Annotated in this window: 18 protein-coding genes; 9 read left to right on the top strand and 9 right to left on the bottom strand. The window is 56.3% G+C overall.

Annotation, left to right across the window (positions count from 1 at the left end; translation table 11 throughout):
• Nucleotides 1-537 precede the first annotated feature (537 nt).
• The 4 genes from H8K04_02940 to H8K04_02925 all read left to right on the top strand — a co-directional run bounded on the left by H8K04_02940 (nt 538) and on the right by H8K04_02925 (nt 3,225).
• Nucleotides 538-831, top strand: a complete 294-nt coding sequence (locus tag H8K04_02940; protein UVT16537.1) for a hypothetical protein — start codon at nt 538-540, stop codon at nt 829-831.
• A 266-nt stretch (nt 832-1,097) separates the two neighbouring features.
• Complete coding sequence (locus H8K04_02935; protein ID UVT16536.1) at nt 1,098-1,415, top strand: RNA-binding protein; 318 nt, start codon at nt 1,098-1,100, stop codon at nt 1,413-1,415.
• Nucleotides 1,416-2,334: 919 nt separating this feature from the next.
• Nucleotides 2,335-2,748, top strand: a complete 414-nt coding sequence (locus H8K04_02930; protein ID UVT16535.1) for a response regulator transcription factor — start codon at nt 2,335-2,337, stop codon at nt 2,746-2,748.
• 288 nt (nt 2,749-3,036) lie between these two features.
• On the top strand, nt 3,037-3,225 hold the full coding sequence (locus H8K04_02925; GenBank protein ID UVT16534.1) for a hypothetical protein: 189 nt from the start codon (nt 3,037-3,039) through the stop codon (nt 3,223-3,225).
• Between the two features lie 74 nt (nt 3,226-3,299).
• Here H8K04_02925 and H8K04_02920 read toward each other — a convergent pair whose 3' ends face one another.
• A complete protein-coding gene (locus H8K04_02920; GenBank protein ID UVT16533.1) occupies nt 3,300-3,860 on the bottom strand; it encodes a DUF3015 family protein in 561 nt (186 codons plus the stop codon).
• A gap of 294 nt (nt 3,861-4,154) precedes the next feature.
• On the opposite strand from H8K04_02920, the gene H8K04_02915 reads away from it, so the two are divergent.
• From H8K04_02915 to H8K04_02905, 3 genes are read left to right on the top strand one after another with little or no spacing between them, the layout of a single operon-like run.
• Nucleotides 4,155-4,706: a hypothetical protein gene (locus H8K04_02915; protein UVT16532.1), complete on the top strand. Its 552-nt coding sequence runs from the start codon at nt 4,155-4,157 to the stop codon at nt 4,704-4,706.
• Nucleotides 4,707-4,757: 51 nt separating this feature from the next.
• Nucleotides 4,758-5,789, top strand: coding sequence for a transporter substrate-binding domain-containing protein (locus H8K04_02910; protein ID UVT16531.1), 1,032 nt, complete (start codon nt 4,758-4,760; stop codon nt 5,787-5,789).
• A 16-nt stretch (nt 5,790-5,805) separates the two neighbouring features.
• Nucleotides 5,806-6,552, top strand: coding sequence for a DUF3365 domain-containing protein (locus H8K04_02905; GenBank protein ID UVT16530.1), 747 nt, complete (start codon nt 5,806-5,808; stop codon nt 6,550-6,552).
• Nucleotides 6,553-6,618: 66 nt separating this feature from the next.
• Here H8K04_02905 and H8K04_02900 read toward each other — a convergent pair whose 3' ends face one another.
• Entirely contained in the window at nt 6,619-6,888 is a 270-nt protein-coding gene (locus H8K04_02900) for a YtxH domain-containing protein (GenBank protein UVT16529.1), read from the bottom strand.
• A 444-nt stretch (nt 6,889-7,332) separates the two neighbouring features.
• Between H8K04_02900 and H8K04_02895 the strand changes: the two genes are divergently transcribed.
• Nucleotides 7,333-8,127, top strand: a complete 795-nt coding sequence (locus H8K04_02895; protein UVT17841.1) for a prolipoprotein diacylglyceryl transferase — start codon at nt 7,333-7,335, stop codon at nt 8,125-8,127.
• On the opposite strand, the gene H8K04_02890 is transcribed toward H8K04_02895, so the two are convergent.
• The 7 genes from H8K04_02890 to H8K04_02860 all read right to left on the bottom strand — a co-directional run bounded on the left by H8K04_02890 (nt 8,124) and on the right by H8K04_02860 (nt 16,641).
• Nucleotides 8,124-8,501: a metallopeptidase family protein gene (locus tag H8K04_02890; GenBank protein ID UVT16528.1), complete on the bottom strand. Its 378-nt coding sequence runs from the start codon at nt 8,499-8,501 to the stop codon at nt 8,124-8,126. The genes H8K04_02895 and H8K04_02890 overlap by 4 nt on opposite strands.
• Nucleotides 8,502-8,518: 17 nt before the next feature.
• Nucleotides 8,519-11,869 (bottom strand): UvrD-helicase domain-containing protein, encoded by a 3,351-nt coding sequence (locus tag H8K04_02885; GenBank protein ID UVT16527.1) that lies wholly within the window; start codon nt 11,867-11,869, stop codon nt 8,519-8,521.
• Complete coding sequence (locus H8K04_02880) at nt 11,862-15,041, bottom strand: exodeoxyribonuclease V subunit gamma (GenBank protein UVT16526.1); 3,180 nt, start codon at nt 15,039-15,041, stop codon at nt 11,862-11,864. Before H8K04_02880 ends, H8K04_02885 begins: the two co-directional genes overlap by 8 nt.
• Nucleotides 15,042-15,140: 99 nt before the next feature.
• Nucleotides 15,141-15,296: a hypothetical protein gene (locus H8K04_02875; GenBank protein UVT16525.1), complete on the bottom strand. Its 156-nt coding sequence runs from the start codon at nt 15,294-15,296 to the stop codon at nt 15,141-15,143.
• Nucleotides 15,297-15,302: 6 nt separating this feature from the next.
• Nucleotides 15,303-15,569 (bottom strand): thioredoxin family protein, encoded by a 267-nt coding sequence (locus tag H8K04_02870; protein UVT16524.1) that lies wholly within the window; start codon nt 15,567-15,569, stop codon nt 15,303-15,305.
• Between the two features lie 489 nt (nt 15,570-16,058).
• On the bottom strand, nt 16,059-16,331 hold the full coding sequence (locus H8K04_02865) for a hypothetical protein (protein UVT16523.1): 273 nt from the start codon (nt 16,329-16,331) through the stop codon (nt 16,059-16,061).
• A gap of 16 nt (nt 16,332-16,347) precedes the next feature.
• Nucleotides 16,348-16,641 carry a hypothetical protein gene (locus tag H8K04_02860; GenBank protein ID UVT16522.1) on the bottom strand — a complete coding sequence of 98 codons (294 nt, stop codon included), beginning with the start codon at nt 16,639-16,641 and terminating at the stop codon, nt 16,348-16,350.
• A 90-nt stretch (nt 16,642-16,731) separates the two neighbouring features.
• Between H8K04_02860 and H8K04_02855 the strand changes: the two genes are divergently transcribed.
• Nucleotides 16,732-17,739: an endonuclease/exonuclease/phosphatase family protein gene (locus H8K04_02855; protein ID UVT16521.1), complete on the top strand. Its 1,008-nt coding sequence runs from the start codon at nt 16,732-16,734 to the stop codon at nt 17,737-17,739.
• The last annotated feature ends 247 nt before the right edge of the window (nt 17,740-17,986 follow it).

Genomic DNA, 17,986 nt, shown 5'->3' with positions numbered 1-17,986 from the left:
TATCCAAACGCTTCTCCGTCTTGTTCGATGATGAGAGGGCCTAATCAGGGATAAGTTATGCGATCACAAATCATGACCCGCTATCCGATGTTCAGGCTGTACGGTCCACATCGACGCAAGCGGTCGTTCATGCGCTCCATGTTCGAAATCGTCGCAGTCATTTGTTCACATCAACGAAGATCCAAGGCCACGCGAGTAAAATGTAGTTCTTGCGCCCATATTTATAAACGCTGAGGGGACAGGTCATGGATAATATCGTCCAGGTGAATTAGGACCTTTATCTCAACATTGTTGAGACGATGAAGATCGAGACCCACGGGAAGAGCTTTCGTATTTCCATGAGGAATGGCAATGGGGCTCTGACCGAGTATTATTGCCACCCCAGAGCACCTGGTTATGAAAAACTCAAGAGCCTCCTAGCGAAAGCAAAATGAACAGTGCGTTTCTATGTGCTCGACAATGTCAGGTAAAATTGGCCTGCCTTTCCCCTGCACTCATAGGTACATTCTCTCCAACCAACCGAAGGAGCATCCACTTATGAGTCGACTCAACGTAGATTCGCTTATGACCTTTCCGGATGGATCGCATCTTGTGATCAGTACACAACACTCCGCAGAGGGAGAGTTCTCCTGCGTGTTGTACAGCGCAATGATAGAGAAAGATGACCGCATGGCGTTACAAATTGTCTCGCACGGATTTGCTGCATCGACCTGCATGAGCGCTCAAGAGTCCGCCTACAGCTACGCCCTACGTCGCTATCCAGGGGCCGCCGCCGTCATAAAAAAGCCACCCTACTTGGTCTGGCATGGGCCACCCTCATCAAGGGTCTAGCGATCACCGTGCTGTGCTGCTGACGGAACACATGACGTTCGAGACGGCTGGTGGCTATTTTTTCGCGCGATCTGGTACGATGCGAATGTTTCACTGCGGAGGGCCTCGCATGAAACGCGTTCAAGACGGCCTATCACCGATGTTGTTGCCGAGAATCTGATCGGAAGCCTGAGCAAAGCCGGTCCCCTGATTGCGTCTTCGCCCTCCCTTCCCATCGTGAAATTCTTCTCACGGTCAAACAATGTCATTCTCAAAGGAGGAACCCCATGGGTTCAAAATTGTATGTCGGTGGGTTGCCTTATTCGGCGACTGAGCAGCAAATCAATGATCTGTTTGGGGCGCATGGCTCAGTGGCCTCTGTGAGGATCATCGCAGACAAGTTCACCGGCCAATCCCGTGGATTCGGCTTCGTGGAAATGTCATCGGATGCTGAGGCGAAAGCCGCGATCACAGCGCTCCATGGATCTGAGATGGGTGGCCGCACGTTAACGGTCAATGAAGCGAAACCGATGGAGCAGCGTTCCGGTGGTGGTGGTGGTGGATTCGGTGGCCGTGGTGGCAGTGGAAAGCGCGATCGCTGGTAAGCGGCGACCGCTGACCGAAACACCAGAGGGCTCTCCGGCCCAGTGCTTCCTAATCTGCTTCTCGATGGCATTAGGCGACGCGGGCCGGAATCTCCCCTGAAAACGGGATGACGAGGTGCTCAAACGGCGGTGACATCATCGAGGTGATCTATATTGACAAGGAATGACGACATGAATTAAAGAGAATTGACGATAATTCATTTGGTGATGGGGTTCACCAGCAACCGTCCTCTTGCATGAGAGGACTAATGACTCCGGCCTGGCATGATCAGGTAGGAGTTTTTATGGGCCGCTGGGGTAAGTTTCTTCCGCTTCTTTCTTTCCTTTTCCATCCTGTCTTTCCTTCACAGACACGGCATTCCTTCCGAGATGTCCAATCATGTGGCCCGTTTGGCCAAGCCAACGAGTGCTTGATTCATCAAACTAGTCATCGTTTGGAAAACAACACTCTCAAAACGCGGGGAATCTTATGACCAAATATGTCCTGGTGGAAACTGAGCCAAAGGTTACATTTGGCCCAGCTCCAAAAAACCAGCTCTGTGGTTAAAAATAGAAGGGTGGAGTGAGACTTGTAGCTCCCCACCCTCTTCACTTATACAATGACAGCACGGTAGTCTACACTGCCACCCGCCCCACCGGATGAACTCATACCACCACCATATCCTGTGCCACCAGATAAGCCCTTGCTACCAGATCCAGACCCTGTCCCAGAGTCGATTCCGCCAGCGGTCCCTATACCAGGGTTCGTCTCGCTCGATTCGGGTATGCGTCCCGCATCCTCCCAGGACAATGAGCACTGGGCCTTTCTATCTGTTCATCCCTAAGACTTTTCCCAGTATAACCTCCACTAGGGGTGTGCTAGTTTAGGAAAGGCGACAAGTGTGTCTATGTTTCAGCCAGTGCTCTATGAGTTATGAATATGGAACAGAAACAAGTCATAGACAATGGCAGGACGGTCTCACCACAACCCGTTCACGTCCTCGTGGTCGATGACCATCGTCTTCTCCGCCAAGAATTGCGGAACATTCTCAGCTTCTATCGTGAGTTCACGGTCGTCGGTGAAGCGGAAGATGGTACGCAGGCCTGCGAGCTTGCGCAACAGTTGCAGCCCGATGTCATCCTGATGGATGTTCACATGCCCAACATGAATGGGATCGAGGCGACACGCCGCATCAAAGCGAACCTTCCAGACGTCATTATTATAGGGCTCTCGGTCAATACGAGCGTCGCAGTTGCCGATGAAATGGATGCCGCGGGCGCTTCAGCGTACCTGAGCAAAGAAACTGCGCCGGAAGACTTATACCGGACTATCCGTGCGGCGCTCACCACATGAGATACAATTCCAGCTTCTCTCAGCGTGTGCTTGTTGACACCCCCGACGAGAGCGCGTAGGCTCTCCCTCCACAATCCAACCACAACCTGCCGTCGGGTCGAGGAAGGCCCACCGCCGACACCTTGTGAGAAAGGCGGTGGGCTGTGGCGGCATCTCCTATTCATTGTTCTAAATTGCGCCCAGTGCTCCTGGGTCATCTACAAACCGGTTCGCGTATGACATCCCGGCACTCTCGATGGACCTGCATGGCAACACGCGTTGAGGGCATGACTGGTTGGAGGAAGAGCGGTGGATAACATCGTCCAGGTGAATCAGGACCTTTATCTCAACATCGTTGAGACGGTGAAGATCGAGGCCCACGGCAAGAGCTTCCGCATCTCCATCAGAAACGGCAACGGATCCTTGACCGAGTACTACTGCCATCCTGAAGCGCCGGGCTATGAGAAACTTAGGACGCTCTTAGCGAAAGCCAAGTGACCAGTAAGCCTCCCTCTGTAATCGGGTCAGAGGCTCATCCATCACATTACGTTCCACACAATCTCAGACGCTGCTCATCGCTGGGTCATGAGGGGAGTCGATTTCCGCGCCTTCACGAATGTTAGGTCAAGATCGCTGATACCGGTCTCTTGATGCTTAATGGTATCCGATTCCAGCCTGCCGAATCCTTCCGACCACGCAGCGTTCACAAGGCGAAGTCTCGATTCGCGAGGAGTCAAGGATTCGCTGAACATCGTCGAATAGGAATCGCGCATGCTCTCCTGAAATTGAGCGTGGCGATCTGAAGGAATTCCCGCGAGGACAGCGAGAGAAGCGATGTGTTCACCGGATCCTTGGGCGGTTTCCGCCCGCAAGTGCTCGTATGTGTACCCCACAAAGAGCTCAGTTTTTTCTCTGGCCCGGGTGAAGCGGTTGATAGCGGCGGTTCCCGGAGTCGTGCTCGAGAGGAACTTTTGCGTCGGCTCCAGCAATTCGCCAACGGCTTTCGAAGTGCCGTTCGTGAGCGCCGTTGTTGCATCGAAGGGAGCTTTCGTCAGTTCCACCGTGGCATCTGTGATGCAGCCAGAGAACATCAACGCTCCTAAGATTAGCCAATATGATTGGGAACTCTTCATGATTCACCTCCTATCAATCGCTTAGTTTTTCTGTCGCAATGACCACCCTCACGATATTTCATTATTCCGTTATCCGCACCTAGGAATAATCATAGGATGGAGTCGCGTCGACTCAAGCCACAGCCACTTTTCGTGGCCTGTCATCTACCGGCAACATGCAAAAGAGCAAGCGGTTGGGCTACAATGCGAGGACAAATGACCGGGTATCCGTGAAGCGATACATGATGGGGAGGTGGCCCGCTGCGGACACACGTTTCACGTTTTGTAGTTGCTCTTTTCATACTCGGAATGGCGATGCCGGGTGAAGCGGTGAGCCAAGAGGCGGTTCTCGATATCCTCCCGCTCCGCCCGTTCAGCTTCGACGTGTCGTTCAACGATCGCACCTTTGCGCCTACTCGCAGAATCATCGCCGTTCAAGCCGGGATTACGGCACTCCGCTATGGCCCCCTCGAATTGAGAGGCATCTACCAGTATTACAGTCACCATACGCCGACTTTTATTACCGACCAACATTCTTTGTATGCGAACCCCCGCTGGAATAATTTCATCGACTTGTTGGACTTTCCGAACGGCAAGCCCATCAGTCGCATCCTGCGACATGTTCTGTTCGGTCCGCTGGAGCACCGGGCGGTGCCATATATCGGCGCGATACTGGGCGGCACCTTGCCGGGGCGAGGCGCACTTTCCCCGGGCTACCTGTACGGAGGACAGATCGGCGTGCGATTTCCCGTCGCTCAGGGATTTTCCGTCGATATGGGACTTCAGTACACGCGATTCGAGATTGATTTCCAGGGCAAGTCCGACTTGTCAAAACAATGGCTCTTCACTATCGGCGTTCGGTTTTAAGCCGCCGGCTCGTGATCGTCGCGACATGTCGAGACAGGGAGGAAATGGGTCATGCGTCTCTGCGCCATCAACCGATTGCTTGGGTTGCTCGTCCTGACGGGGCTGAGCATTCTTCTGGAAGGATGCGGTCTTGTCTATGATGCCGTTGAGCTCATACACCCGCTGACGCGTGATGAATTGTCGTCGATTTGTTCTCGCGCGCGGCTACGTGTCGGCATTTCCGTCGAGCCGTTTCGCCCGTTTGTCTTCCCCGCCGTATACACCGACGAAGGCATTCGTGTCACGGGTCTGGATGTCGAACTGATTCGGGAAATTGCCGATGCGTTCACTTCGCATTGCGGCGGAGCCGCGCCCATCGTACCGATCCTGCACCTCACTCGCTTTCCCGATCTGTTCATCAAAATGAACGAGGGCCAGCTGGATTTGTTCGTCTCGTCCGTCAGCGGAACCGTTCCCGGCGCAAGACCGCAGGGCTTGTGGTTTTCACCTCCCTATTTTCACGATGATGGTGTCGCAGCCATCATCCAAAAGCCTGAAATAGCGGAACGCGTATGGCAACAATTTCGACAGCAGAACGGAAAGCCGGATACGCTCGCCGCCGTCCAGGAAGGGTTTGCCGGCTTGACGGTCGCCGTCCAGAAGGGACGATCCTCTCACCTATACGCCGAAGCCAATCTCAAACGGATTCGCATGGTCGTCTGCGATTCGCTTCCCGCCTCGATCGAGACGAAGGATCTGAATATCGATGTCATCCTGACCAACTATTCCATCCTCGAATATGTGACGAAACGGGTCTGGCAGGATTGGCGGCTCTTGACGCACATCGACGGGACCCCCTTGGTTCTGACTCATGAAGATCTGTCCATCGTGACGAGCGATGAGCACAGACAGTTACAATGGCTCTTGAGCAATCTGCTGTTTCGCCTGGAAGAGTCAGGTCGACTAAAACACATGAGTCGGAGATGGGTGGAAGCGGAATATGCGCCTACTCGGCGGGCGACGGCAGAGGGACTGCCTCTGGAGGTCACGCAAGTTCCTCAGCACTATGATCAAGGGAAATGCATTCCTGCGGGGGGACAATGAGAAAGCGGAGGTGCTCATGATCGTTCTCTCGAAAGCATGTCTCTCTCTCGGCCTGGTTTTCGCGCTCATGTGGTCCCAGAGCGTCTGGGCACAAGCCTCTCAGAGTGACATTGAGCAGACTGCGGAGCTTCTGGCGACATTCCTCAATGCCGGGCGCGTCGTCATCGAGCGGAATCAATCGTTGATCAACGATCCACAGCAAGCCGACAAGGGATTCACACCCGAGGTCTTCGAACAACTAGTCCTCGAGGAGTTTGTCCAGCAGACACGCCTTGATTTGAAACATCCTTCTCCTTCACTCCCTTCCCCGACTAAAGATCTGCTGACCTTGCTGCTCCTTGCAAGCAAAGAGGCGGTCGCCGATGCCCAGCTGGTGATCAACCAACGAGGCATCGGGTATAAAAACTTCATCCCGGCCTCGTTCGGCAGTCAGGCTGCGCGGAAATTCTCAAAGCGCTCGAAAGTGACGATCAAACAGACCACCCTCAACCCGAGGAACTTGAAAAATGATCCGGATGAGTATGAGGAAAGAGTACTGAAGCGGCTTGCAAGCCAGCCGGCCTCGACGACACCGATTATCGAATGGATCGACGGGGGGCGGCTCCTCCGAACCATGATGCCGATCTACTATTCGGAGGATTGCCTCACTTGCCACGGGAATCCCAAAGGGATCCTTGATATTTCCGGCTATCCGAGAGAGGGCGCTCAAGTGGGGGAACTGGCCGGAGCCATCAGTATTCAAATTCCCGCGGACCATCGGTAGCAGACAACCCGTGCCGACGGAGGAGAAGGCGACAGGCTGACCTGCTACCGACGGTCGTCGGACAGACTAGTTCATGACCGCGGTGAGTTGCGGCCGCTCTTCTTCACAGCTCTTCTCTGTCGCGTGTTTTCGATCCAGCGCCTCCTCGACGCCCGACTTGACCGCCCGGCCCCAGCGCGTGGTCTGCACCTGCGCCTTACGCGCATAGCGGCTGATGCTTCGACGAGTGTCCGCACCGGTCTGTGGAGCAAAGAGAAGCCCGAGACCCGCTCCGATGACCGCCCCACCGGCAATGAGTGCTGCTGCCTTGGCGACCTGATTTCCTTGCTCCGACATGGCGACCTCCCTCATGATAATAAATGGTGAGCGACTATTCTCTAGCTGTTTCTCATGACAACAGCTATCAGCATGCTCTGTGCCAGGATAAAAATATTCGTAGGTAAAGCGATTTCCATGAAAAATCGTGGGCGCGAGCCCGCAGCGATTAAGAGCGCCTAATAAAGGGTCTCTTTTTCTCAACAGGGCATGACACAGTCGTTTCAGAAACCCAACACTTTCACCCCGTACATTCTTGTAAACCGGCCATGGAAGCCGATTTGCATGGTCTAAATTTAACCTTTTCTAATTTTATCCGCGGCTTGCATTGACAGGTGAGCCCCCGTATGATCCAGCGGAAAGTCTACGCCATAGCTCACGAACGTTGCTGAAGATGACGGAATATTCGCGTTTTCACCAAGATAGCTATATCCCGGAAGCCTAGTAATGGGTCACCCCGCCGCCATCCCCTACCCCGATATCGATCCGGTCATTGTAGCGCTCGGCCCCATTCAGCTGCGCTGGTACGGGCTCATGTACTTGATCGGCCTCACCGCGGCGTACTTTCTCATTCAACTCAAGGTGGCACGCAAAGAGCTGCCTATCCGGAAGGACCAGATCTACGACATGGTGGTCTATGCAGCCTTCGGGGTTTTTCTCGGCGGACGAATCGGCTATACACTCTTCTATAATTTTTCGTATTACATTCAGAACCCTCTGAAACTTCTTGCCGTCTGGGAAGGAGGGATGTCCTTCCATGGCGGGCTCCTCGGCACCATCATCGCGCTGGTCTGGTTCAGCAAGCGGCAGGGTATCCCAACCTATATCGCCGCAGATCTGGCCGCATCCGTCACGCCGATCGGTCTGGGGTTCGGCAGGTTGGGGAACTTTATCAACGGCGAACTGTACGGTCGATCAACCGACGTCAGCTGGTGCATGGTCTTCCCGACCGGAGGCCCTGCCTGTCGCCACCCTTCGCAATTGTATGAGGCCACGCTGGAAGGCCTCGTGTTGTTCACAGCCTTGTGGTGGATCGATCGACGCCCGACCCCGCCTGGGACGATATTCTGGAGCTTCATCACCGGCTACGGCCTCAGCCGACTGATCGTCGAACTGTTCCGTGAACCGGATCAACACTTGGGCTTTATCTTGGGACCGATCACCATGGGTCAGATTCTCTCCCTGCCCATGGTCTTGATTGGAGCAGTCATGCTCGTCTTGGGCTACCAAAAAGCGCGGCAGCAGGCCGCCCACTCTTAATACGGCATTTCGTCATCATCAAGGCCCACATGATGACCCAGTTCATGGACAACCGTATCGTAGACTTCCTGCACCACAACCTCCGGGGTCTCACAAAGGCGAAGGATCGGTCCGCGATAGATGGAGATCTGCGGCGGGGCTTCACCACCGGGCCTAAAGAAAGAATCGGCCGCCAGCGACTGTCCTTGATAAAGGCCCAGCAAATCGCTCTCGTCGTCCATCTCCAGGTCTCGCAACACGTCTTCCGGCGGCTCCTCTTCGACGACCACGGCAATCGACTCCATCAGCTTGGCGTAGGGAGGCGGCAAGTCAGCGATCGCCTGCTGCACCAGCTTTGCAAAGGCATCGGATGAGATATGGTTGCGCCCAGCCATTTCCCGGGATCCTACTTCTATAACTCTACTACCGTCGCACACCGCAAAAACAGACAGTGGAATCGAACCGCTTCGACTCCGAGGCTTTGTCGAACCGCAACTTTATATACCTCACTCTGAGGTCGGTACAGCTCTGCGCGAGCCGCGGCCTGATCGGGTGATACAGTATCCGTTTTATAGTCGGTGACCCAGAGCTCTCCATCCAACCGGTAGATAAGGTCTATGACTCCTTCCATGACCTGCCTGTCTCGCCACGGCATGACGAACGGAACTTCACGGCCAAGGATCTGGGCGGAACGGAGGCGTGCATAGGCTTCCGATCGGCCAAACGTCGCAAGGAGATCGTGCACGGACTCGGCGACTGCGCCCGCATAGGACTGGTCGTCCGGTCCAAGAGCCGCTTGAATGGCAGGAGCAACCTGCTCACGCAACCCGGAGGGGTCCTGTGAGAAATCCCACCGCTCGAGCAAGCGGTGAGCCACCACACCGGCCAACCGCCCAATCGCCGCATCCGGTCGAACAGAAGTGGTGTCACGTCGGACCGGCACCACTCGTTTGCCCAACACCGTCGGTGTCAGATGAGGTGGGGTTTCGCGAAGCTCTTTCCATCGGGCTGTCCTTGCTTCCCACAGTTCGGCAATTTGATGTGGGTCGATCAATGTCCCGCCGCCTGCATTGCCCAGACGTCGGCGAGGCCGCTTTCGCTCAGGAGCTGCGACAACCCGGTGGGGGATCGAGCTGCCCCCGATTCTTAATGCACCAGTCGAGACTGCGCCGATCTCGCCCGTCCCGATATTCTGCAATAGCTCGAAGACCGTTTCGCCGACCGAACGCGCGGTGACGCCTCCCGACAACAGCAACAACTCTTTGGCTCTGGTCATCCCCACGTAGAGTACACGCCTCCGTTCCGCCTCCTCTCTCAACCGTAGTTTGTTGTGGACGAGCAGCGCCCCGAGCGACTGATAACGGTCCAGAGAGAGACCATAGGTTCCACTCGACCAATCATGGGAGACCTGCGGCGCACTTCGCTCCCGACCGCTCCCCTGGTGGAGCCCCGGCAGCACGACGATGGGAAATTCCAACCCCTTGGCCTTATGAATCGTCAACACATGCACCGCTTCGAGAGACTCCTCGGCAAGGGGACTCTCCGACTCATCCGGCTGTTCTTCAAGCCGGGCGATCATCAGATCCACAAAACCGCTCAGGGTCATGTGAGGCCGGTCGGCCAATGCGGCAGCTGTCTGTTTGATCTTCATGAGGTTCGCCACGGCTTGCTCGCCATGGAGCGACGCCGCGGCCAAATCGAGCACCGGCAATCGGTCACATATCAGCTCGATGGCCTCGACCAATGGTAGAACTGCAATAGCTCGATGGAGCCAAGCCAGCTGTTCGAAGAGTCTCCGAACAGCGGCGGCACACCTATGCGGCCACGTTTCAAGACGCACCGCGTGGAGATAATCGAACTGCCCCGCCTGCTTGAGCTCGTAGAGGTCCCGATCGGTCAAGCCTCCCAGCGGTGAACGGAGGAGGCCGGCCAGAGCGATCTCGTCATGAGGATGATCCAAGACGCGCAACAGATTGACGAAGTCGATCACTTCTTGACGGCGATAGAAATGCTTTTCCCCCTCGATGACATAGGGGATATTGTGCCGTCGCAAGGCATCAAGATAGGCATCGGCCTGCGTGAGCTTCCTGAACAGCAGCGCCACGTAGCCCGGCTTCATCGAAGCGCGGCTCAAGACCTCGTCTACCAACCAGCGAGCCAGCACTTCGCTCTCGGCCCTTGTCGCTCCCGCCGCATCGAATGTCTCGTCTTCACCGGACGGCCTCGTCACGCAGAGGCGAACACCCGGCTCTATCGAGGCCGGGCGCCGTTGAGGGCGAACCTCCAATCGAACATTCGCCGGTTGGATCAGTGACCGTCGCTCGAACAACCGATCAAACACCTCGTTCACCGGCTCCAAGACGGCCGCGTCGCTCCTGAAGTTCGTCGTCAACGTCTGGCTCACTCCACCGTCAGCGGTCACTTTCTCCACGACCAAATCAAAGGCTTCAATGTCGGCGCGTCGAAAGGCATAGATCGATTGTTTGGGGTCTCCCACAATGAAGAGTTTCCCCGGCTCCAGGACCATCTCCTGCCAGTGCACGGCCTGGTTCCCCTGCCGCTCGGAGACCGCGAGGATGATCTCGTACTGCACGGGATCCGTATCCTGGAACTCATCGACCAACACGGCTCGATAGTCCCGCTTGATCCGCTCACGAACGGACGGATGCTCGAAGAGCAGGGCTCGCGCCCGCGCCAATAGACCATCAAACGAAATCCAGCCTTGCCGAGCAAAGTGGTCACGAATGTTCCGCACCAGCGGGATGACCAGCTTCAGAAGATTGGTTAAGAACTCATGGTCGACCGATAGAAGCTGTTGCGCCGTCTCGACGAGGATGCCTGCCTCACGGAAATCAGATTTCTCCCATCCGGCGACGGCACTCCCGAGATCCTTGCCGAGCCATTCTCGTTCCGCCGTCGTCAGATCGTTCCGGCCGGCCAAGCCTTTTTCTTTCATGAGGTGCATCAATGACACCGTGGCGGCGAGCATGTGCTCGACTTTACGGCGTTTAGGCCGGTCGTATGCCTTCAAGAGCTGCTCCGCCTGATCATCCATCTGCTGTATCCAGCGTGATACAGCCGGCGTCTCCACTGTTGATTCGAGTTGCCGCCGCAGAGCGTCGAGATCGACCAATTCACTGCATAAGGACCGGGTCAAGGTTCTGATCGCTTCGAGTGTGGTCGATGACAAGACGGATCGCCACAGACGATGGTGTGGTCCCGCGCGGCTCAATTCCTGATCAAGCCAGCAATCCCACGCGGCCGTAAACTGTTCCTCAAAGCGTAAGCCGTCGTCTTCCTTGAAATCGGGATCGACCGCGCTCTCCAACGGATGGAGTCGCAGCACGTGTGCGGCGAAACTGTGAAGGGTGCCGATTTGGGCTTTCTCAAGATCTTTGAGTCCGGCCTGGGCACGCGCGGCAATCGTTTCAGCGCTGAAGCCGTAGCGCGCTCGCAGAGCATCGAGTGAAACGGCCCCTCCGTCGGTTGCTCGCATCGAATCGGCCTGCGGGCGGGCGAGGATGGTAAGCCGCTCGCGCAGCCGCACTTTCATTTCTGTTGCCGCCTTGTTGGTGAACGTCAAGGCGACGATTTCTGTGATCGGGACAGGGGCCGGCTCCTTCATCAGCAGATGCACGAGACGATTGACGAGCAAGGTCGTCTTGCCGGTTCCCGCTCCGGCTACGACCACGACGTTGCGGTCGAACGTCGTTTCGGCCGACTCCCTGGCCCGGCGATCCGGTATCAGAGGATCGTTACTCATCGGCAACCTTCTGCGTACGAAGCATCTTCAGCGCTTTCGGTTCGGCGGCGCGATAGGCTCTCCACCACGTCGGAGTATGCTCTCGGCGGCACATCACACGAAACTCGCATCCGTCGCAATAACCGTCCGGAAGAATGAAAAATCGCCCGCTACGGATGCCGTCCACCAGCGTTCTGATCGATTGCTGGATGAGCATCCCCGTTTCGGACGTCCATGAAGTCGCCTCGAACGTCGATCGGCCGATCGCTGTGGGCCATTGGGGAGCAAGAAACAGGAACTGCACACGGCTCGGTGCGGTGGGCGCAGGCTGTCCCGAAACAGTGAGGCAGCTATAGAGCGGCGGTTGCAGCCGATAACCGCGGACCGCCGACTGAGCCAAGTTGCGGTCTTCCGGTTTCATGGCCGACCCGACTTTGAATTTGTAGTCGAGGACCTGTAGCGCGCCGGAGTTCCGATTCCGGTCGAGCCGATCGATCCGGCCGCGGACTTTCAACACTCCTTCGTCGAGAATTCCAGGCACCGCCCCTTCCCCGTCTATTTCAAATGCAACGGGTGTGTAGGGATGCTCGGCCTGCCCCTCCTCGTCCGCTTCCACCGCCGCGGTCGCCAGCGTCACAATCAATTCCTTTGCCAGCTCCCACAGTAGATAGGGACCTGTCCGAGACTGTGATTCCAAGTCTGCCGCGGCCAGTTCGACCGACGAACGGATCGTCCGCTCGATGGCTTCGTCCGTCACCCGTTCAGTCGGCCACCCCGCCTGCACGAGCTGTTCATAACAACGACGCAACGACGAATGGCACAGCGTACCGACCAGCGCGGCGTCCGGCTCCTGTCCAACCGAAACACGACTCGGTTCGAGCCGTAGAATATCTGCGGCAAAATATTGAAAAGGGCATCGCGCATACCGTTCGAGTGGTGTCGGAGCGACACCTCGTTCGATGAGCCTTGCCCAATGAGACTCGACCGCCCCGGTCATTCCATCGAAGAGGTTCAACGTTGCCCCGTCCTCTTCGATTCGATCAAGCGCCGCTGCCGCATGGCGGAAGATCTCCGCGTCCCGCCCCAGCGCTAATATCAGCTCGGTCGGGTCCTGCCCGTTTAAGGCCAACCACTGAGTCAGTTCAGCCGGCGGCAGGAACAATTTGGTCGCCGGTTGCTGCAAGAGCCGATCGGTCAGTCGGCGAGGCACCACGTCTATCGGCTGCTCATCATGGTCCAGCCGGCGGCGGGCTTCTCCGAGATAAGGAGACGCGGCCAGCATGCGCCCTGATTCATCGGCCCGTTGATAGGACAGGTAGAGCCGCTGGCCGGCTGCCTGACAAGATAGGTGGAAGAGCAAGGCCTCTTCTCCATACGCCGTCAGTTTCTCGTCGATCTTAAATCCAAGCGTGGAGTCCAACACTCGCCGATGGCGATCCCGGAGGAACGCGTCTTCCCGGATATAGCGCGGAAACACTTTTTCGTTCAAGCCGAGGACGAACAGGGCTTTGAAGGGTACCCCGCGAGCCGCCATGACATCGAACACCATCACCCCATGGGATGATGCATCATGGAGGGGCTTCGTCGTCCGCTCAAACGTATGAACCAGCAGCTCCACAAACTCGGCCCAGGTCATCTGATCGTTGAGCGGCTCCAATTCCATGAGCGTCGTCCAAATATGATCGATGGCGTCCCATGTCAGCGCTCTGTGGGCAAGCTGAACATTCTCGGCAGTCGATTCCGCCGCATCAGGCCGACACAGGCGCCGCTCGATGAGCGCCCGACACGCTGTGACCATCTGACCGATCGTTCCCCGTGGTGGAAGGGCTGAACAGTCCTGGATGAGCTGTGAGACGACCTGCCAGAGAAGGCTGATCACGTCCGGCGCAATAGTCAGAGAACCGACGATGCTCTCCTCGCCGTCAAGAATCAGTGCCGCTCGGCTCGCGGGGTCCAGCCGGTTCCATTCCTCGACTCCGTGGGTGATGTGCAGAACTTGAACCAGCAGTTTCCACTGTTCAGGCCGGTAGGACTCCGATAAGGCGTCATACAGATCGGTGGCATAGAGTGGTGACGTCACGACATCGAGGACCGATGCGCGATAAAAATCGTTCAGCGGCAGGCCCGCCAACTGCAACATCAGTTTGCAGATCGGTTCCTGAATCAACGGCCGCACGGCTGTCGTGCGAAAAGGAATGCGGTGATGATCGAAGATCGATCGCAGATGCAGGCTGTAGGGATCGAGCGGGCGGGCGGTGACTCCGATCTCGTCGAACCGATACCCATTCGTTTCGACCAGATCGAGAATCGTGCGGGAAACCGCCGCCAGTTCTTCTTCGGAACCGATCACGCTGCGTATGGTCAGGTGGATAGGCTTGGGCTCTGTGGTGGACGATTCCGGTTCCAATCGGATCATCCCATTGTCCGACATCATCAGAGGCTGGATGCAGCGATCGAAAAAGCGCCGGGCGAATCCAAACGCCGGATCATCCTCCAGCGGGAAGAACAATGTCGTGGCGTAAGCTCGACTGATGGCTTCAAAGAGAGACAGCTGCACCTGTGTGAGGTCATAGAACCCGTAATAGAATACTTCTCTCAACGACTGGAGGAACGGGGCGGTCGGAACACCGGCGATGAGCTGCGCAGCCAGGTCGTCTTGCGTCCCGACCCCGAGCGTCTTCCCCACTTCCTTCACCGACGCATACAACGAAATAAGTGCGCCGAGCCATTCTTGGTCGTCTTCCTCGAAATAGCCTTCACGGATGCCTTGAAGCACCTGCACGGGATCGACATCCGCATCTTTCAGGTCGCGCATCGTCGCCCAGAGCGCTCCCCACGTACCGGATGATTGCCCGATTCGCTGTAAGGGTGCCTGGCTCGAGAGCTTGCTGCGAACAATGTGACGGATCGATTGTTCGAAGAACAGTTCGTCGACCACTCGCGGCAGTCGGCGATTTGCAGATTCCTCTCCAGCCAATCGCAGGGCCAATTGATGGAAGGTGAGAATGTGGATGTTCAGGACCGACAGCCGATGTTCGACGGCGAGAAGGCTGCGAATGCGGTCGGCCAATGGTTTGGATGGAACGAAGATCGCGATCGGCGCAAGCGGATCGGTCGCCTTGGCACGCCTGACATGATCGACCAGGGAGGATTCGAGAGACGGATGAAACCGACCGGTGACGACGCGGAGCATCTAACTCGGGCTTCGTGAAACGTGAAACGTGAAGCGTGTGAATATCGGCATGGTTTGCCTTCTCTCGAAATTGCGCTTCACGAGCGGCGAACGACGGGATTACCCGGTCTCCGGCCCCAAGAGCTCGCCGTTACAGTCGACGCAGGCCCAATCGCCGTCGATGAAGGACATGGGATCGCCACAGATCGGGCAATCGGGTGGAGGTCCTTTATCGAGAAGGGGAAGATCTGGCAGCTCGAAATCCTCTTCATCCATGACTCGCTATCCTTCCCGCTGTTTGATCTTCAATTGAATGGCTTTCTCCGCACTTTCCCGACTGGGAACGCCGACGAACGTCAATCGCCCATCGATAATGGTCGCGGGCACGGCACGGACCGAATGACGGTCCGCCAATTCTTGGCCGTCTTTCGTGGTGATGTCCACCTCACGGTACGAAAAGCTATATTTGACTCGCAGCTGTTTCCACAGGCTCTTGGCCGAAGGACAGGCTCCACAACTAGGCGACACGAGTAACGTAATGTTCGGCATGATACTCCCGACACCGGACTCAACGACTCCGATGCTCGGATCTTAGCACCGGCTGAAAAGTCGGCGCAAGGAGCACGTCGCCCACTGATGCTCCTATAAATCAGACAATCGATCAGAAACTATCGCCCGGCAGGCCATCCACCGGACTGATTTTCCGTCCCACCTGTGATGGGTGGAGACCCGGCAGGGTTCCCGGCGGGATTTCCCGGTGGGGCCACGATGTTACCGGCGGTGTTGGGATAGTATGGAGGTTCGGTCTTTGGAATCGTGCTCCCTGGTTCTCCAGTTTGCTGAGCCAGAGAATTTTCGGTTGCCTTCGGTACACAACCCAAACACACGACCAGCATTACAGCGCAGAGGCTGTAGTATTGCGTCCCTCTCCCAAACGCGTGCTTGTATAGAAAGTCCATCAGTCCCTTCGATGATAGGTGTGATACGTCCCTTCCGGAATCATTTGTCCGATCATTGGCATGCACGAATTCTCCTCTTTTAGCTCGAGTTCTTGACCCGGCTGGTATTTCTATCCACGTTGTTCCCCAATAGATCGGCCGCTTGCCTGAGAGCCTCTTGTTCAGCTTCGTCACGCGTGGGGTGGGAAACCGTACTAAACGATTGCTCAGCGGCATGTTCGTCGATTCCACATCTCACGGTGCCCTGAACGGTCCATGTTCCATGCTCGCTTGCACGAAAGAAGAGCTTCACGCGGCAACCAGCCACTCTCATATCTTTGATATCTTCCTCAGCATCAGGAATGATCGGCATGGCCGTCCCTTGCTCGCTATTTTTTCGGCGGTAAGGTCCCTTCAGGCGGAAGCGTGGGATGCCGCTCCTCTTCGGACTTGGCTTCGGGATCGATCGCCATCTTGGGATCGATGACCGGCGGCGTCACCACGGAATGCGGATGAGGAACCGTCTCCGGTTGTTTCACTATCCCGGGATCGCGCGTACTATCCGGTTGCGATTTCTCGGTTGAGGGATCTCGTGGCGTTGATGGAGAAGGCGATTGCGAAGGCGGAGTAATGTCAGCCGCCAGCACAGGCGAACTCAACACAATCAGTAGTAGAATAAACAATGCTCGTCTCATGACTAAGGGTACCGGACGACACATATCTCCGCCTACTCGGAGATCCCCCGGTTTGACGTATGAGTAGGTAGATTTTCTGTGACCCGCTCACATTGTATATCGGATACCCATTCCGTCTTTAACACGATCCGATCGATCGTGGCCTTACCGGTCGTTTGCCTTCTGATGACCTTCCTGACGGATGAACCGGCGGCAGCTTCAAACGACCCTGCCCCACTTCGTGTCCTGACCTATAACTTGCTGCACGACGGGCCGTGGTCGGGATTCGTCGAAAATGGCACCCATCTCGAAGAACGGCTCGAGATGACCATTCAAGAATTGCGACGTTTGCAACCTGATGTGATTGCCCTTCAAGAAGCCTCACATAGCCGAAGACATGGCAATGTGGCGCAGCGGATCGCCGATGCACTTGGGTATCAGATGGTCTTCGGGCCGGCGACGGAACGAATCTTTGGAATCAGACCCTTGGATCAGTTGATCATCTCCGCTCTCGGTTTCAAGGAAGGCCCTGCCATCCTGAGCCGATATCCAATCGTTGCCTCGGAAATCTATGATCTGCCTCGCTGCCGATATCGGCTGGATCCTCGCATTCTGCTTCGCGCCGAGATCGATACGCCCGACGGATCAGTCCAGGCCTTTTCCGCCCATACTTCGAAAGGTGACGAGTGCCAGCTTCAACGCGTCGGGGAGCTATTCCGTGAACATCGAGGGAACGGGAGAGCGATTTTGATGGGCGATTTGAACACCGGCGAGCACTCTCAGGTCCTCACCGGATGGCAGAAGGAGCCGGGATTCATCGACGTTTTCCGGGCAGCGAATCCAGGAGTATCAGGCGGCACAGTGTGGCAAGACATCCATGTGGAACGACCCACAGCCGATCGCCGGGTCGATTTCATTTTCTTGCTGGATAGCAAGACCGGCAACCGGTCGGTGGTGCGCTCAAGTCATCTGGCATTTGAGCGTCCTGGTCGTCTGCCGAACGGCGCCGTACTCTGGCCATCCGACCATCGCGGGGTACTAGCTGATATTGAGTTCTTGCCTACCGATACACCAGGGAGCTCTCAGTTACCGATCAGCGCCCGCTGACTAACCAGTAGTCATCGCTTGCCTTCATAGCCACGGTCCCGCCAGCGTTCCAGGAGTTGGATGCGCCGGCGGAGCTGATCTATGGTGACCTGCTCAACACAGCGCTTCGTGTGCGCAATTAACCCCATATCCATGCGTCGAAACAGAACTGCTACTCAAATGAATCACTCCTGACCTGATTTCTGGCTGTCAGAAGGTGATGGTCGTTTTCTGGTTGCTCCAAGACTACGGCGGTTCAACCAGCTTC

This window comes from Nitrospira sp. (assembly GCA_024760525.1).
Taxonomy (GTDB): domain Bacteria; phylum Nitrospirota; class Nitrospiria; order Nitrospirales; family Nitrospiraceae; genus Nitrospira_D.
Note: the sequence above shows the minus strand (reverse complement) of the source record. Positions and strands in the feature narration are given on the sequence as shown.

Excerpts from the sequence above, each read along its gene's own strand:
- H8K04_02875 (UVT16525.1), bottom strand. The coding sequence starts at position 15,296 with ATGGATGAAGAGGATTTCGAGCTGCCAGATCTTCCCCTTCTCGATAAA.
- H8K04_02865 (UVT16523.1), bottom strand. The coding sequence starts at position 16,331 with ATGCCGATCATTCCTGATGCTGAGGAAGATATCAAAGATATGAGAGTG.
- H8K04_02880 (UVT16526.1), bottom strand. The coding sequence starts at position 15,041 with ATGCTCCGCGTCGTCACCGGTCGGTTTCATCCGTCTCTCGAATCCTCC.
- H8K04_02870 (UVT16524.1), bottom strand. The coding sequence starts at position 15,569 with ATGCCGAACATTACGTTACTCGTGTCGCCTAGTTGTGGAGCCTGTCCT.
- H8K04_02915 (UVT16532.1), top strand. The coding sequence starts at position 4,155 with ATGCCGGGTGAAGCGGTGAGCCAAGAGGCGGTTCTCGATATCCTCCCG.
- H8K04_02930 (UVT16535.1), top strand. The coding sequence starts at position 2,335 with ATGGAACAGAAACAAGTCATAGACAATGGCAGGACGGTCTCACCACAA.
- H8K04_02935 (UVT16536.1), top strand. The coding sequence starts at position 1,098 with ATGGGTTCAAAATTGTATGTCGGTGGGTTGCCTTATTCGGCGACTGAG.
- H8K04_02890 (UVT16528.1), bottom strand. The coding sequence starts at position 8,501 with ATGGCTGGGCGCAACCATATCTCATCCGATGCCTTTGCAAAGCTGGTG.
- H8K04_02885 (UVT16527.1), bottom strand. The coding sequence starts at position 11,869 with ATGAGTAACGATCCTCTGATACCGGATCGCCGGGCCAGGGAGTCGGCC.
- H8K04_02905 (UVT16530.1), top strand. The coding sequence starts at position 5,806 with ATGATCGTTCTCTCGAAAGCATGTCTCTCTCTCGGCCTGGTTTTCGCG.
- H8K04_02910 (UVT16531.1), top strand. The coding sequence starts at position 4,758 with ATGCGTCTCTGCGCCATCAACCGATTGCTTGGGTTGCTCGTCCTGACG.
- H8K04_02940 (UVT16537.1), top strand. The coding sequence starts at position 538 with ATGAGTCGACTCAACGTAGATTCGCTTATGACCTTTCCGGATGGATCG.
- H8K04_02920 (UVT16533.1), bottom strand. The coding sequence starts at position 3,860 with ATGAAGAGTTCCCAATCATATTGGCTAATCTTAGGAGCGTTGATGTTC.
- H8K04_02900 (UVT16529.1), bottom strand. The coding sequence starts at position 6,888 with ATGTCGGAGCAAGGAAATCAGGTCGCCAAGGCAGCAGCACTCATTGCC.